The sequence below is a fragment of the Virgibacillus oceani genome, from assembly GCF_014638995.1.
Taxonomy (GTDB): domain Bacteria; phylum Bacillota; class Bacilli; order Bacillales; family Amphibacillaceae; genus Virgibacillus_E; species Virgibacillus_E oceani.
Window position 1 is genome coordinate 64912 of record NZ_BMFR01000002.1, and the last position, 15403, is coordinate 80314.

General features: G+C 37.9%; 16 protein-coding genes and 1 riboswitch. All 16 genes read right to left on the reverse strand.

What is annotated here, in order from left to right; translation table 11 throughout:
• Window positions 1–6 precede the first annotated feature (6 nt).
• Entirely contained in the window at window positions 7–828 is an 822-nt protein-coding gene (locus IEV74_RS03845; protein WP_188454027.1) for a sulfite exporter TauE/SafE family protein, read from the reverse strand.
• Window positions 829–1125: 297 nt separating this feature from the next.
• On the reverse strand, window positions 1126–2523 hold the full coding sequence (gene sufB / locus IEV74_RS03850) for a Fe-S cluster assembly protein SufB (protein ID WP_099159994.1): 1398 nt from the start codon (window positions 2521–2523) through the stop codon (window positions 1126–1128).
• A gap of 41 nt (window positions 2524–2564) precedes the next feature.
• Window positions 2565–2999, reverse strand: a complete 435-nt coding sequence (gene sufU, locus IEV74_RS03855) for a Fe-S cluster assembly sulfur transfer protein SufU (protein WP_188454028.1) — start codon at window positions 2997–2999, stop codon at window positions 2565–2567.
• Window positions 2989–4209 carry a cysteine desulfurase gene (locus IEV74_RS03860; protein WP_188454029.1) on the reverse strand — a complete coding sequence of 407 codons (1221 nt, stop codon included), beginning with the start codon at window positions 4207–4209 and terminating at the stop codon, window positions 2989–2991. Before IEV74_RS03860 ends, sufU begins: the two co-directional genes overlap by 11 nt.
• The gene (gene sufD, locus IEV74_RS03865; RefSeq protein WP_188454030.1) at window positions 4209–5516 is read right to left on the reverse strand and encodes a Fe-S cluster assembly protein SufD; all 1308 of its coding nucleotides are present in this window, start codon (window positions 5514–5516) and stop codon (window positions 4209–4211) included. The genes IEV74_RS03860 and sufD overlap by 1 nt, the downstream gene beginning before the upstream one ends.
• A 16-nt stretch (window positions 5517–5532) precedes the next feature.
• Window positions 5533–6318: a Fe-S cluster assembly ATPase SufC gene (gene sufC / locus IEV74_RS03870; RefSeq protein WP_188454031.1), complete on the reverse strand. Its 786-nt coding sequence runs from the start codon at window positions 6316–6318 to the stop codon at window positions 5533–5535.
• Window positions 6319–6581: 263 nt separating this feature from the next.
• Window positions 6582–6752: a YuzK family famiily protein gene (locus tag IEV74_RS03875; protein ID WP_188454032.1), complete on the reverse strand. Its 171-nt coding sequence runs from the start codon at window positions 6750–6752 to the stop codon at window positions 6582–6584.
• Window positions 6753–6964: 212 nt separating this feature from the next.
• On the reverse strand, window positions 6965–7798 hold the full coding sequence (locus IEV74_RS03880; RefSeq protein ID WP_188454033.1) for a MetQ/NlpA family ABC transporter substrate-binding protein: 834 nt from the start codon (window positions 7796–7798) through the stop codon (window positions 6965–6967).
• Between the two features lie 21 nt (window positions 7799–7819).
• Window positions 7820–8488 carry a methionine ABC transporter permease gene (locus IEV74_RS03885; protein WP_188454034.1) on the reverse strand — a complete coding sequence of 223 codons (669 nt, stop codon included), beginning with the start codon at window positions 8486–8488 and terminating at the stop codon, window positions 7820–7822.
• On the reverse strand, window positions 8478–9506 hold the full coding sequence (locus IEV74_RS03890; RefSeq protein WP_188454035.1) for a methionine ABC transporter ATP-binding protein: 1029 nt from the start codon (window positions 9504–9506) through the stop codon (window positions 8478–8480). Before IEV74_RS03890 ends, IEV74_RS03885 begins: the two co-directional genes overlap by 11 nt.
• Window positions 9507–9619: 113 nt before the next feature.
• Window positions 9620–9732: riboswitch (SAM riboswitch) on the reverse strand.
• A gap of 96 nt (window positions 9733–9828) precedes the next feature.
• Complete coding sequence (locus tag IEV74_RS03895; RefSeq protein WP_188454036.1) at window positions 9829–10140, reverse strand: thioredoxin family protein; 312 nt, start codon at window positions 10138–10140, stop codon at window positions 9829–9831.
• A 10-nt stretch (window positions 10141–10150) separates the two neighbouring features.
• Window positions 10151–10507 carry a toprim domain-containing protein gene (locus tag IEV74_RS03900; protein WP_188454037.1) on the reverse strand — a complete coding sequence of 119 codons (357 nt, stop codon included), beginning with the start codon at window positions 10505–10507 and terminating at the stop codon, window positions 10151–10153.
• Window positions 10508–10764: 257 nt separating this feature from the next.
• The gene (gcvH, locus tag IEV74_RS03905; RefSeq protein ID WP_188454038.1) at window positions 10765–11148 is read right to left on the reverse strand and encodes a glycine cleavage system protein GcvH; all 384 of its coding nucleotides are present in this window, start codon (window positions 11146–11148) and stop codon (window positions 10765–10767) included.
• Between the two features lie 70 nt (window positions 11149–11218).
• Entirely contained in the window at window positions 11219–11581 is a 363-nt protein-coding gene (locus tag IEV74_RS03910) for an arsenate reductase family protein (RefSeq protein ID WP_188454039.1), read from the reverse strand.
• Window positions 11582–11668: 87 nt separating this feature from the next.
• Window positions 11669–12373 (reverse strand): ABC transporter ATP-binding protein, encoded by a 705-nt coding sequence (locus IEV74_RS03915; protein WP_188454040.1) that lies wholly within the window; start codon window positions 12371–12373, stop codon window positions 11669–11671.
• A gap of 4 nt (window positions 12374–12377) precedes the next feature.
• Window positions 12378–15179 carry an ABC transporter permease gene (locus tag IEV74_RS03920; RefSeq protein ID WP_188454041.1) on the reverse strand — a complete coding sequence of 934 codons (2802 nt, stop codon included), beginning with the start codon at window positions 15177–15179 and terminating at the stop codon, window positions 12378–12380.
• Window positions 15180–15403 lie beyond the last annotated feature (224 nt).

Sequence of the window (15403 nt, forward strand, 5' to 3'; positions counted from 1 at the left end):
GTCCCCTTACGATAAACCTTCTATAATTAATCGAAGTCCAATAATAACAAGTAAAATGCGTAATATCCACTCTAAAGTTTTCCCTTTTAACAGCTGATTTGTCCTAGCACCAAGCTTGCCTCCTATCCATGCACCTGGAATGAAAAAGAAAACATATTCCCATGAAATGTGCCCTAAAGCAATATGTGTACCGGCACTGATTGTACTAATAAACAAAATCATAAACATGGACGTAGCGGTGGCAATGTGTGCAGGCATTCCAAACAATATAATCATGGCCGGCACCATAATTGATCCACCGCCAAGACCAAATAAACCAGAGATAACACCAACGATTAACGAAAGAATAAATGCCGATGCAAATGATACGGTGTATTGATACGTTTCCTTGCCTATCTGGAATGTTCTTATAGTTCTATGATTGCTAATTGATTCCTTTGATGGAGGTGCTTTTCTTTTTAATAAGAAAAGCATAGAAATTACAACCATCACAATCCCAAAATACAGGGAAAAGTCATCTGTATCGATGAACTGATTTAACCACGATCCAAGAATACCCCCTGGAATACTGCCAGCTAGAAATAATAGTCCGGTTTTGTAATCAACACGCCCTTCTTTAAAATAAGTAGTAGTAGAAGATAATGCGGTAAAAATCATAACCACTAGCGATATGCCAACAATTGTTTGTGGTGTTGCCCAACTGAATGCATCTGATAACTGGTGCAAAAATATAAGACTTGGAATTAAAATAACACCGCCGCCAAGACCAATTAAACTTCCGACAAACGCTGTTATGATACCGATAAAAACACAAATTATGTAAACCAACTTTAAATCTCCTCAGGATCTATGCTATTGTTCTGTCTACGTTAATACTAGCATTGATTTAGATAGATTCCTATTTAAATACCTTTTAGCCAAGAAGGGTCAAAAATAAACGAATGATTAAAATCCTTTTTATTGCAACGGCTGATACATATAACAGAAAAAATAGAAGAAGGCGAACTCAAAAAGTTCGCCTTCTAAACTAAAAGGAAAATTTGAATCGGTACGAAAACGGCACGAGCTCTTTTCCTTACTTCATAAATAGCTTACAAACATTGTTGCATCAACGTTTTTAGCGTATTATCCAATGCTACCTTCCATCTCAAACTTGATCAGACGGTTCATTTCTACTGCATATTCCATTGGCAGTTCTTTTGTAAATGGTTCAATAAAGCCCATTACGATCATTTCAGTGGCTTCTTCTTCAGTAAGACCTCTACTCATTAAGTAGAATAATTGCTCTTCTGATACTTTCGAAACCTTCGCCTCATGCTCCAACGAAATATTATTATTGTATACCTCATTGTATGGAATGGTGTCAGAAGTGGATTCATTATCCATGATTAGTGTGTCACATTCAATGTTAGAACGCGCACCGTCAGCTTTACGACCAAAGTGAACCATACCTCGATACGATACTTTACCGCCTTGTTTTGAAATTGACTTCGAAACAATAGTAGACGATGTGTTTGGCGCTAAGTGATGCATTTTTGCTCCAGCATCCTGCAGCTGACCTTTACCCGCGATAGCAATGGATAATGTATTACCACGTGCCCCTTCACCTCTTAGAAGTACTGCAGGGTATTTCATAGTCAGTTTCGAACCAATGTTACCATCAATCCATTCCATTGTTGCGTTAGCGTCACATGTTGCACGTTTTGTAACTAGGTTATACACATTGTTTGCCCAGTTTTGAATGGTTGTATAACGGCAATATCCATCTTTTTTAACAAAGATCTCAACGACCGCACTGTGCAATGAATTCGTTGTATAAACTGGAGCTGTACACCCCTCAACATAATGAACAGATGCACCTTCATCAACAATTATCAACGTACGCTCGAACTGTCCCATGTTTTCCGAATTAATACGGAAATATGCTTGTAATGGTGTTGTTGCTTTTACACCTTTAGGAACATAGATGAATGATCCACCAGACCATACAGCGGAATTTAATGCAGCAAATTTGTTGTCAGTTGCCGGTATAACCTTACCGAAGTACTCTTTGAAAAGTTCTTCATTTTCTTTAAGGGCTGTATCAGTATCTTTAAATACAATGCCCATTTCTTCCAAATCTTCCTTTAAGCTGTGGTAAACAACTTCAGATTCATACTGAGCTGATACACCAGCCAAATATTTTTGCTCCGCTTCCGGGATACCCAATTTATCGAATGTTTGCTTGATTTCATCAGGTACTTCATCCCATGTTTTACCTTGTCGTTCCGATGGTTTAACATAATAAACTATTTCATCAAAATTCAATTCAGAAAGATCTCCACCCCATTGCGGCATTGGACGAGAGTAAAAATGTTCCAATGCTTTCAAACGATAATCGAGCATCCACTGAGGTTCTTCTTTCATTCTTGAAATTTCTTTCACGATTTCCGGAGTTAATCCTTTTCCAGAACGGAAAACGGAAACGTCTTTATCATGAAAGCCATATTTGTATTCTTCCATTTCTGGCATATTCTTCGCCATCTAAAAAACCTCCTTTAGGTATTTGGGCCAAATGGCTGCCGTTACTGTTCTTTAACACCTTTTTCTAGTGCTTTCCATGCAAGTGTTGCACATTTAATTCGTGCTGGAAACTGGGAAACACCTTGCAAAGCTGCTATATCTCCAAAATCCAGTTCATCCGTATCAATCTCTTCACCAAGCATCATCTTGGAAAACATTGTTGACATTGTTAGTGCATCATTTATCTGTTTGCCTTTAATCGCCTGTGTCATCATGGACGCAGACGACATGCTGATCGAACAGCCCTCTCCATCGAACTTAGCGTCAGTAACAACACCATCCTCGACCTTCATCTGCAGCTGAATTCGGTCACCGCATGTTGGATTGTTCATATCTACAGTTAGTGCATCTCCGTCTACTGCTCCACGATTTCTTGGATTTTTATAGTGATCCATTATTACCTGTCTGTACAGTGTATCTAGGTTACTAAAAGACATCACCAAAATACTCCTTCGTCTTCAAGAGTCCATCGACTAGGACGTCGATATCCTCCTCCGTGTTGTATAAATAAAAGCTTGCTCTAGCTGTTGCTGTAACATTTAACCATTTCATTAATGGCTGGGCACAATGATGACCGGCACGAACAGCAATCCCTTCAGCATCAAGTGCTGTAGCAGTATCATGCGGATGTACATCGTCTAAATTGAACGTAACAAGCGCTGCACGTTCTTCAGGGCCGTATATTGAAATGCCGTCTATTGTTCTTAGTTTCTCTAGTGCATATGCGGCAAGCTTGTGCTCATGATCCGCTATATTTTCCATTCCAACATCGTTCAGAAAATCTATAGCGGCTCCAAGTCCAATTGCACCCGCAATAATTGGTGTACCACCTTCGAATTTCCAAGGTAGCTCTTTCCATGTTGAATCATACAAATTCACAAAATCAATCATCTCGCCACCAAATTCTACAGGCTCCATTGATTCCAGATGCTGTCTTTTACCATATAAAACCCCAATGCCTGTCGGGGCGCACATTTTATGACCCGAAAACGCATAGAAGTCACAATCAATATCCTGAACGTCAACTTTCATATGTGGTGCTCCCTGCGCACCGTCAATCAGAATGACTGCTCCATGTTCATGTGCTATTTTGGCAACTTCTTTTACAGGGTTTACTGTTCCAAGTACATTTGAAACATGTGCTATTGCTACTAACTTTGTATTTTCTGTAATTGTTTCATGAACATCTTTTAAACTGATTGTACCATCTTCCTGTAATGGCAAGTATTTCAATTGTGCACCAGTTGCTTTTGCAGCCTGCTGCCACGGAATAATGTTACTGTGATGCTCCATTGGTGTAATTACAATTTCATCGCCAGCTTTTAAATTGCTGCGTGCATAACTGTATGCAACAGTGTTGATCGATGTTGTGGTACCACGTGTAAAAATGACTTCTGCCGTACTGCTTGCATTAATAAAGCGACGAACCTTTTCACGTGCTCCTTCATACTTGTCAGTGGCCCTCGTGCCTAATGTATGCACACCGCGATGCACATTTGAGTTATCATGCCGGTAATAGGCATCCACAGCCTCGATCACTGGTAATGGCTTTTGAGAAGTTGCTGATGAATCAAGATATACTAAGGGATGTCCATTCACTTCCTGATTTAAAATCGGAAACAATTGCCGTATGGCTTTTACATCCATTAGTAAACCTTCCTTTCAATCACTTGTGTCAATTGCTCTTTAACTGATTCAATTGGCAATTGACTTACTACTGGTGCCAAGAAGCCATGAATAATTAAACGTTCAGCTTCTTTCTGCGTAATTCCGCGGCTCATTAAATAGTACAATTGCAATGGATCAACACGTCCAACTGATGCAGCATGACCCGCTGTTACATCATCTTCATCAATCAACAGAATCGGGTTAGCATCCCCGCGCGCTTTTTCACTAAGCATTAATACGCGTGATTCCTGCTCAGCGTTTGATTTAGAAGCACCATGTTCAATTTTTCCAATTCCATTAAAAATTGTTGAGGCACTGTCTTTCATTACCCCGTGCTGTAAAATATACCCTTCCGATTGTTTGCCGAAATGAACAATTTTCGCTGTAAAGTTTTGTGTTTGTTTACCGCGTCCAACCGAGACTGCCTTTGCATTTGAATTGGAGTTATCTCCAACTAGATGTGTCACATTTTCGGAAACTGTGTTGCCATCATTCATTTGACCAAGCGCCCAATCGATCGAAGCATCACGATATGCAACACCGCGACGATTAATATAGGTTGTTGTTCCTTCAGCGAAATTATCAACCGCTCCAAAGGAAATTTTAGCATTGTTATGTGCAACTACTTCTGTAACAATGTTAGCTACTGTCTGCTTTTCATTATTATTTGAAATATAGTTTTCTACATATGTTAATGAACTATTATCATCAGCTACAACTAATACATGGTTAAACATTGCCAACTCTGGGTCTTCCTGCCAGAAAATAACTTGTAAAGGTACTTCCAATTGAACATTTTTCGGAACATATACGAAAACACCGCCATTCATCAGCGCTGCGTGCAATGCTGTTAAACGATGTTCGTCAACTGATACAGCGTCCTTCATGTAATAGCGTTTCACTAAATCCTCATGCTCATTTAAAGCCGTAAAGATATCTGTGAAAATAACACCCTTATCTTTAAGTTCATTACTCAAAGAAGCATAAGCAACGGAATGATTTCGTTGAATTAAAAGGTTTTCAGATTTGTTTTCTTTATCTAGAAAGTCTTGAATTTCAACTGGTAAATTATCTAATGATGATATCTTTTCGCCCTGTGCTGAATGTTTAAAATGGCTAAAATTCCATTTACCGATTTTGGTTTTATCTGGCTTAGGCATTTCAAGCGTATCAGCTAGTTCTAAAGCTTTAAGGCGTAAGACCTGCATCCATTCTGGTTCACTTCTGTCTTGTGAGAACTGATTTATATAATCTTTATCGTATGGCAGCTTTGTTTCAACAGTCATATTACCCCTCCTAACTTTACGCGTTTTGCTCTATTGTTTCGTCTTCAATACCTAATTCTTCTTTAATCCAGTCATACCCTTCCGCTTCTAAACGCTGTGCAAGCTCAGGTCCGCCAGATTTCACAACACGGCCTTGCATCATTACATGTACAACATCTGGTGTAATGTAATTTAATAGTCGTTGATAATGCGTAATGATTAAGCAGCCGAAGTTTTCATCACGTAGTTTATTAATTCCTTTAGATACAACTTTTAATGCATCAATATCAAGTCCTGAGTCAATTTCGTCCAAAATAGCAATTTCAGGTTTAATCATCATTAATTGAAGAATTTCATTACGTTTTTTCTCCCCGCCTGAAAAACCTTCATTTAAGTAGCGTTGCGCCATGTTCTTATCAATTTCAAGATAATCTAACGCACTATCCATTTCTTTAATAAATTTCATTAATGGAATTTCGTCACCTTCTTCGCGACGGGCATTAATGGAAGAACGCAAAAAGTCTGATGTTGTTACACCACTAATTTCACTTGGGTATTGCATGCCAAGAAACAGTCCAGCACGGGCACGTTCATCAACTTCCATTTCCAGAACGTCTTCCCCATCAAGAAGTACACTGCCTTCTGTTACTTCATATTTAGGATGCCCCATAATTGCTGATGCAAGCGTTGACTTACCTGTTCCGTTCGGTCCCATTACCGCGTGGAATTCGCCACCCTTTATCGTAAGGTTTACACCTTTTAATATTTCTTTATCCTCAATAGAAACATGAAGATTTTTTATTTCTAGTGTTGATCCTGCCATGTCGATACCTCCAAATACTAGTTATATTAGTTGTTTTATTTCAAATGGACTTAACATCCATTCTCAATTTATTCTCATTACAATCTTAAATCATTTCCAATTTATAATCAACTTTTTTGGGCTGATAAATGTCACGTTTTTCAAGGGCTAATAATAGTTTAACATAAGATTAAAATTCGAGTTTCTTCTATATTATAAGAACGTGGGGACAGACACCATAAAAATGCTGGTACCCAATTGGATACCAGCGACTATCAAATATATTACTTATGCAGTTGACTATCAATTTCAGCGACGATGTGTTTACATTGTTCATATTCTTGCTGCCGTCTTTTTTCTACAACAATGCGTTTGTCTAATTTCCGGCCATATTCCCGGTAACCAATACCATGTGATTGCTGCATTGCTTTTTCCATCTCCGGCGTGTAATTCATTCGTATTCCACTATGAATAGTGAATCATCCTTTCGATTTAATTACAATAATAAGATTAACACATGGACGATTCCCATTTCAAAACGCAAATAAACGTTGAATTACGTATACAGCAGGAAAATACTTATTGGAGAAACAATAGCCATCTCAACTAATAATATCTTGCTTTTTTCACTCAAATACTCGCATATGCTCAAGATTTGCAAAAACGGTTACGCTTCATCGCCCCCAACTGGAACAACGGCACCATCAAATTCTTCAATAATGAAGTCTTGAATTTCCTTCGAATGCAATACATCAACCAATGTATTCAACGCTTCATTATCTTTGTCTTCAGATCGAACGGCGATTACATTCACATATGGCGATTCTTCACCCTCTATAAATAGAGCATCTTCTAATGGATTTAATTCTGCCCCAATCGCATAGTTCGTATTAATCGCAACCAACGCGTTTTCCTCTGAATAATATAATTCCGGTAATAGCGCTGCATCTACATCTGCTGAGAATTTTAGGTTTTTTGGATTTTCAATAATATCATCAACAGTAGCATCAACCTTATCTATACTTTCATCTAATTTGATTAGACCTTCTCTTTCAAATAAAGCCAACACTCGCCCATGATCTGCAACAGAACGGCTTAAGATAACTTCTGTTCCATCATTTATATCGTCAATACTCTTGATATTTTTTGAATAAACACCCATTGGCTCAATATGGATCCCGCCAATATGTGTAAAATCATAACCGATTTCTTTAATTTGTGTCTCTAAATAAGGAATGTGCTGAAAGTAATTTGCATCCAATGTACCACTTTCCAGGTCGTCATTTGGTAAAACATAGTCTTGATACTCTTCAATATTTAGTGTAATTCCTTTTTCTTCAAGAATTGGTTTTGCTTGTTCTAAAATTTGTGCATGTGGTGTACTAGATGCACCAACCGTAATTTCTTTTGTATCACCAGAACCATTGCCCTCATCTGACCCTCCACACGCTGCTAAAACCAATACAAGTAAAAATGAAACAAATACTAAAAGCTTTTTCATCATAAATCTCCCCTTTTAATTTTATCTTTTATCTAATCTATTGGAAATATAATCTCCAATAAATTGGAAAATAAATACAATAACAACAATGAATACAGTACAAACAAATACAACATCAAATTCCCGTCGCTGGAAACCGTAAAAATATGCATAATCTCCTAGGCCACCTGCTCCAATGACACCAGCCATTGCGGTATAACCTATTAAAGAAATTGCGGTAACTGTGATCCCAGAAATAAGTGCTGGCATCGATTCCGGCAGCAACACACGGAAAATGATTGTTTTCGTTTTTGCTCCCATTGCTTTTGCCGCTTCAACAACACCTTTATCCACTTCCTTTAAGGCTATCTCAACTAATCTGCCATAAAACGGTGCGGCACCAATAATTAAAGCGGGTAAGGCAGCATTCGGTCCCCTGATTGTCCCAATTAAGAAATCGGTAAATGGGAATAATAATAAGATCAAAATGATAAATGGTATTGCCCGGAATATATTTACAATTGCAGCCACGATCATATTAATAAACTTATTTTGCCAAATTCCATCTTTAGCTGTGAGATATAAAAGCAACCCGAGAAGGATTCCAATAATAAATGTTCCTGCTAATGCTAATAAGGTCATGTAAAACGTTTCATAGGTTGCCATCCAAAAGTCCTGAACATCAAGGTTTGGAAATAATTTAGTTAGCATCACGGATCACCTCCACTTCAACTGAGGTCTTCGTGATGAAATCAATCGCATTATCAATTTCTCCTGCCTCGCCATCAATTTGCACAAATAACGTTCCATATGCGCCAGCCTGTGTTTGCGTAATTTTTCCTTGTAAAATATTTATATCAATTTCGTATTTCTTAGCAACTTCGCTAATTAACGCCTGGTTTGTCGTTTCACCAATGAAATGAAGCCGAATAAGTTTTCCGCGATCATACGTATTGATTAAATGATTCACGCCCTCATCTTCATCATTAGTCCCCATAACCTGCTCAACAAATTTTTTCGTTACTTGCTGCTTAGGTCGTAAAAATACATCCAGTACATCACCTTGTTCAACGATCCTTCCATTCTCCATTACCGCTACTTGTTTGCATATTTTACGAATGACGTGCATTTCGTGTGTAATCAGGATAATGGTTAACCCTAGTTTTTGATTGATATCAACTAATAAATCTAAAATCGAATTCGTTGTTTCCGGATCCAATGCAGATGTCGCTTCATCGCAAAGCAATACTTTTGGATTGTTTGCTAATGCGCGCGCTATTCCGACTCGCTGTTTTTGCCCACCGCTAAGCTGCGAAGGGTAAGCATTTTCTCTTTCTGTAAGTCCGACTAAGTCAATTAATTCCCGGACTCTTTTGTCACGTTCCGCCTTTGGTACGCCAGCTATTTCAAGTGGAAACGCGATATTATCCTTCACGGTTCGCGACCATAGTAAATTAAAGTGCTGAAAAATCATTCCTATTTCCTGTCTTGCCAATCGAAGCTGGTTTGAATTTAAAGAGGTTATTTCCTGTTCATCAATAACTATTCGCCCGAAAGAAGGCTCCTCCAAACGATTTAACAATCTTACAAATGTACTTTTGCCTGCACCGCTATATCCGATAACACCGAAAATATCGCCTTCTTTTATTTCAAGTGTCAAATCGTCAACAGCCGTAATTTGCCGTTTATTTGATGTGAAAATTTTACTTAAACCTTCAATCGAAATCACTGATAATCCTCCTAATAAAGTGAAACTTCAATACTTAATATGCCCTAAAAATACAAAAAACGCCTTTCTGCAAGAGAACAGAAAGACGTAAATAGTTAAGCAGTCTTTACGTTCTCTCATCTGTCAAAGATAATACTTTGCAGGAATTGGCACCTTTCAAACAAAAACACATTTGAAGGTTGCCGCGGTTTCATAGGGCCAGTCCCTCCACCGCTCAAGATAAGAGATAAGTACTATTAAATTTAATTTTGATAATCTAGATATTAGCACTCCTATTTTTTGGTGTCAATATAAAAAATAATAATCCACCAATTCATACTATTTAGTCTTTGAACAGCTCAGGTGTATATTTCAATAAATAGTTATAAATATTAGGAATCGATTTGAATGCATAAATCCTTTCTTTGATTTCATTACCAGCTTTAATCATTAAACACGGTACACTTTCTACTTTGTTATCATGCATAAAATCAGGGTGCAACGATGCATTCATTTCATAAAATATTTCTTGATTATGCACGGACTCAATTTTATCCAGCATGGACCTTGCCAAACTGCACGTACCACAAAATGGGGTATAAATATATAGTAAATAACTTTCCTGTTCTAAAGTTTCATTTGTTATTACCTGCAAAAATATCACCCTAAACTAAAAATATCGGATTAACCGAAATGCACTTACTTAACAATGCAGTTGCGAGTATCTGTTCAGGAGTTGTTGCTACTTCCCGGTATTCACTGCTTACGTAAATATGTTCAGCATGTGGAAGCTCCCGTGCCAATTGCTTTCGCAGCTTCATCCCTGATTGATCCTCATCAACTAAAATATATACATCCTTATTATCCAGATCATATGTCTCCAAAAGCTCATCAAACCGTTCCACTGCAAACGTACCATTTGTACAGATAATCTCAACATCATCCGTGATAACTTTTTTGATTTGCTTTTTGTCTGTTAATCCTTCAACAATAATGACTTTGTCTGAATCATGCGTAAACATCACATGCACTCCCTATCAGCTTGGATCCTTCCTAAATAAAAACTAACTAACTGAATAAAATGTCCATGATATATACTGGATGATACTATTAATTCATCATTTTGTATTATAACATACACACGAATTGTTCTATTAGTTTATGCATGTAACGCTTTTTAAGTACGCAAAGAAGGAGAGGGAATTATGCTTCCTCTCCTTAAACATTAACACGGTATCCTTCTATTGGATGCATGTCATACTAAATTAATCAAATTAGATTAATCTTCTTTCGTAACCTCTTCATATTTTTCAGCAGATAACAATTCATCAAACTCTGAATCATTTGATGGTTCAACTACAATCATCCATGCATTTTCATATGGTGATTCGTTAACAAATTCAGGGCTGTCTTCTAATTCTTCATTTACTTCAACAACTTTTCCACTGATTGGAGCATATAATTCCGAAACAGTCTTAACCGATTCAACACTTCCGAAAGGCTCGTCCGCTTCGATGTCGTCTCCTACTTCCGGAAGCTCAACAAATACAATATCTCCAAGTTCAGATTGTGCGAAATCTGTAATACCGATACGTACTTTATCGCCTTCTTTTTTTACCCATTCATGTTCTTCTGAATATAATAAGTCTTTTGGTAAGCTCATTGAAATCCCTCCGTTAATTCATTGCAATAATACTATACAAGGTAATTGCCTTTATTTCTAGTATTTCATCTTATTTTCTTAGCCAATTTTCGTTGAATGTTTCTTCTTTAAATCCGACCGTAACTTTCTGTCCGTCTGTTACGATTGGACGCTTGATCAACATACCATCAGAAGAAAGTATCATTGCCATCTCTTCAGTCGTCGCATTGCTAATTTTATCCTTAATATTTTGTTCACGATACTTTTTACCACTCGTATTGAAGAACTTTTTAGCAGGTAAATCGCTTTTTTCTATTAAATCCAGTAGTTTTTCCTTTGAAGGTGGCTCTTCCACAATATGTATACTTGTATAGTCGACCTTATTATCATCCAACCATTTCTTTGCTTTCTTACACGTACCGCAATTTGGATACCAGTAAAATGTTAATGCCATATGCAGACCTCCTAGTCCAGTTGATTAGACTTATTATAGCAAAACTATTGGTATTAGGTCGACCTGTATGGAGTGAAACCCTGGAGACTATTTATAAAGAGGCTCCCAAATCGATGTATTTGCATTTAATACACGCCCATCCTGCATATCAATCACTCTTTCCGCCTTTTCAGCTAGCTTTTGATCATGGGTTACAAAAATGACACCACAGCCTTTTTCCTTGTTCAGCTTTTGAATAAGTTCAAAGATTGTGTCCCCAGTTTCTGTATCGAGGTTTCCAGTGGGCTCATCTGCTAACAACCAATCCGGTTCATGGACAAGTGCACGAGCAATTGCAACACGCTGCTGCTGCCCACCAGATAACTGTGAAGGAAGCGAATTGAATTTATCCTTAAGCCCTACCTGTGTTAGAACTTCCTTCGCTCGGTCCGTTTTATGATAAGGTACTTTTCTAGCAAACAATGGAGTCATCACGTTTTCCAAAGCTGTTAACGTTGGTAAAAGATGAAACTGCTGAAAAACAAACCCTATATGTTCAAAGCGAAAATCAGCAATCTCTTTTTTCTTCATTTTTGACATTTTCTTACCATCGTATAAAATTTCACCAGTTGTTGGTTTGTCGAGGGTTCCGATTAGGCTTAATAATGTTGATTTACCAGACCCGGACGGACCAACCATTGCAATAAATTCTCCTTTGTGAAACATTAGATCTATATCCTGTACGGCATGTGTTGCTACACCGTCACCCTCGTATGATTTGTTGACGTCTTTGCATCGTATGGTTTTAACCATGTAACTACTCCTCCTTAAGACTATCCATTTCTCCCGTAGCAGGAACAATTTCTTTATCCGGAGTGGAAGGCGTGTTAGTTGATCCAGTAGTATTTGGAACCAGAGTTAACATGATCGTAATTACCCCTGCCAGGAAAATAATCATAACGGCTGCCATCGCGACTTTCAGACGTTTTTCAATCTTCTGTTTGTTGGAATACTGTCCGCCGACACCTTGGGAAGGTGAGACTCGAACCGCACGTGCAGTTGGTAATATAGCGCCAAGAATTCCCGCTATGATTGGTACGACTCCTGTTACAAGCATAAACCCTAAATGTTCAAGCGGGAATTCCTGATACATCCCCCAAACGATACTAAGTGAAATAGAAAGACCAAGAACACCTGCTATGATCCCACTAAAAATTCCTTCTAGTAAGATCAACCATCGGATACTTTCATCCTGCCAACCAATTGCCTTTAACAATGCAATTTCGGAACTTCGCTCTGAAACGTTCTGCCACATAATTTCAGCTGTAGTTAAAATTGCAATCAATAAGGAAACACCCATAGCCAGATAATGACTAGGTCCCACTTCCAATGATACATACTGTCCAAGCCATGTTGTGTACATAACGCCTTGTAGACGAAATGTAATAAAAATAAAGAACGACAACAAACTTGTTGGAAGTGCAATGGCAATAATGGATAACGAACTCCGCTTCATTTTACCTAGCAAATAACTTACTGCGAGTGAAATTACACCTTTCGTTCTCCATAACCTGTGGGATGACCTTGTAATCTCACCAGTACGCATTGTTTCATATGGTGCTATTCGCCTGGCTAAAAACGCGGGAATAATTGACCCTAATCCATAGATAGATAAACCAAATAAGCCGATAAGTAAAACACGTAACATAGATGTATCTGTTCCCTGCGCAACATGCACCAGCCCTAACATTAACCATGCAATAAGTGCAGTAAAAGAACCAAGTAAAAGAGCTTCAACAACAATCATTTTTGAAAGCTGACTCGGACGCCAGCCAACAGCTAATAATACCGCAAACTCCTTTCTGCGTGCTAATAATGAAACAATGTTAGAAGCAAAAACATAGACTACTGCAACCCCAATAACACTGGCAATAACTCCGGAAAAACCAACTTTTGTTTCATTAAAAATCGTAAATGTACTACCAATTTTCACCCATGGTTGCTCAAACCAGCCTAACTCTTCTTCTCCATTCACAGCCGGAATGTGGGTCAGTGTTGGCTGTGGGGACGACCCTAACGTGATATCTGTAATCAATCCTGTTTTTGTTTCTATTTCGTTAGCTGCCTTTTCTAACACCGCTTGGCTTTGTTCACTGACATCTGTAACACCTTCAACTTTAATCCGAATTGCAGAAATTGGTTTATCCCCTAAAATTTCTGCAGCAGCATCAATCGTTGTTAACATGCTTGGTGATTTTGTCAAAAAACTAAAAGATTCGTCGACCGGCTTTAATTTCACCGGCGGATTGACTGGCTGTTCTTCCGCGTCCAGTACAAGGTTAGCAGATGCTGGTCGATATGTTTCCATTGGCAGCTCTGTTAAAGGATCCAACGAAATATTCAACTTACCAGGATCGAAAAAGCCGATCCAGTATGGTGTGATTCTAGGTAATTTTGCAAAATCCTGACTGAATAATTTAATAGGTCGATATGTTTCGTCACGAAGAGCATCTTCTCCATCACTCTTTACTATGTAAGGCTCTACCTCATAAGCGTATGGCCATCTATCAAAGAAAGGGCTTGTGACCGTGTTATATGTTAAAGGACTTGGCTTTTCCCGTAACAAAAGTGTGGATTCAACTTCACTTATTTCTGTCAATGGTTCCTTACTCGTCAGGTCTATTCCTGTTATAGATTCAATGAACTGTTCATATAGTTCCTGTGAATTAATCGAATAAACATTTTTTTCGACAGTTGGGATTGTTTCTAAAAAATCCTCTCCACCATTTTCTTTTATTTTATCCAATGTTTCCTGTGCTGTATCAAAGTCAAAAGGTAAATCTAATCTTGCTATTTCGTATTCATACGTTTTATCAACATACTCTTTATTTGTCATAAGAATTGGTAATCTTGTCGTTTTCCAAGGAGTTTCACCCGAACCGGTAATTGAGGAGCTTTCGTCATTTTCACGAAAATACCTGCTATCTCCCAAATCAATCACAGCTTCATCAAGCCCAACAAGCCTAGCCTCTGCTTCCGGATCAATTGCCGCCAGAAGCACATTAACTCCTGCACTTAACTTCCCACCACCAGGAAGCAGACCGAGTTTCTTTTGTATTTCTATGCCAACCGTTTTTATGTCGATTCCACCACCAATGGGATAAAAATAGTGCGATTTACGTTTTTGCACTTTTGGACCTGTATCGGTCGTTATTGTAAAGGTTTTCTTGTATATCCCATCATAGGTATGTTGTATTGTTTTATGGTCTACTATATACATTGTGTAGCCGATCATCGAAATTGGAGCTGCAACATCTACATTTGTAACATCTTTAATGGTTTCATATTGTTCTAGAGTAATGCCTCCAGTTAGGCCACTTAAATAGTTTGGTTCTAATAACCCTTTTTCTTCTGTAACACTTCGTGAATCAGGCGGGCGAACAACAATGTGATACGAAGCATTCCACCTTTTTTGCAAGCTGTCCACAACGGTCCCTTTATTAGATTGAGATAACCCTACAAGGTAACTTAATCCAGAACTGACGATTAGAGCACCGATCAAAAGTAATAGAAACCGCTCTTTATGACGCCACCAATTTTTCCAAATGAATCGGATCATTTTAATTCCCCCAAACACTACAGACAGTTATATCCAAAATATGGGATATGGTAAATTACTTAAACCTCATATGTATGATTCTAATAAAGGATTACATAAAAAATATCTAATTTTAGAAAGTTCTAGATACATTAATACTACATAATGATTTTTATTGTGTAAACTAAATATTGTAATTTTTGCGAAATTTACGTGTGAGCTATAACAACATGGTATTTAATCAA

Excerpts from the sequence above, each read along its gene's own strand:
- sufB (WP_099159994.1), bottom strand. The coding sequence starts at position 2,523 with ATGGCGAAGAATATGCCAGAAATGGAAGAATACAAATATGGCTTTCAT.
- sufU (WP_188454028.1), bottom strand. The coding sequence starts at position 2,999 with ATGTCTTTTAGTAACCTAGATACACTGTACAGACAGGTAATAATGGAT.
- IEV74_RS03860 (WP_188454029.1), bottom strand. The coding sequence starts at position 4,209 with ATGGATGTAAAAGCCATACGGCAATTGTTTCCGATTTTAAATCAGGAA.
- sufD (WP_188454030.1), bottom strand. The coding sequence starts at position 5,516 with ATGACTGTTGAAACAAAGCTGCCATACGATAAAGATTATATAAATCAG.
- sufC (WP_188454031.1), bottom strand. The coding sequence starts at position 6,318 with ATGGCAGGATCAACACTAGAAATAAAAAATCTTCATGTTTCTATTGAG.
- IEV74_RS03875 (WP_188454032.1), bottom strand. The coding sequence starts at position 6,752 with ATGAATTACACGCCGGAGATGGAAAAAGCAATGCAGCAATCACATGGT.
- IEV74_RS03880 (WP_188454033.1), bottom strand. The coding sequence starts at position 7,798 with ATGAAAAAGCTTTTAGTATTTGTTTCATTTTTACTTGTATTGGTTTTA.
- IEV74_RS03885 (WP_188454034.1), bottom strand. The coding sequence starts at position 8,488 with ATGCTAACTAAATTATTTCCAAACCTTGATGTTCAGGACTTTTGGATG.
- IEV74_RS03900 (WP_188454037.1), bottom strand. The coding sequence starts at position 10,507 with ATGTTTACGCATGATTCAGACAAAGTCATTATTGTTGAAGGATTAACA.
- gcvH (WP_188454038.1), bottom strand. The coding sequence starts at position 11,148 with ATGAGCTTACCAAAAGACTTATTATATTCAGAAGAACATGAATGGGTA.
- IEV74_RS03910 (WP_188454039.1), bottom strand. The coding sequence starts at position 11,581 with ATGGCATTAACATTTTACTGGTATCCAAATTGCGGTACGTGTAAGAAA.
- IEV74_RS03915 (WP_188454040.1), bottom strand. The coding sequence starts at position 12,373 with ATGGTTAAAACCATACGATGCAAAGACGTCAACAAATCATACGAGGGT.
- IEV74_RS03920 (WP_188454041.1), bottom strand. The coding sequence starts at position 15,179 with ATGATCCGATTCATTTGGAAAAATTGGTGGCGTCATAAAGAGCGGTTT.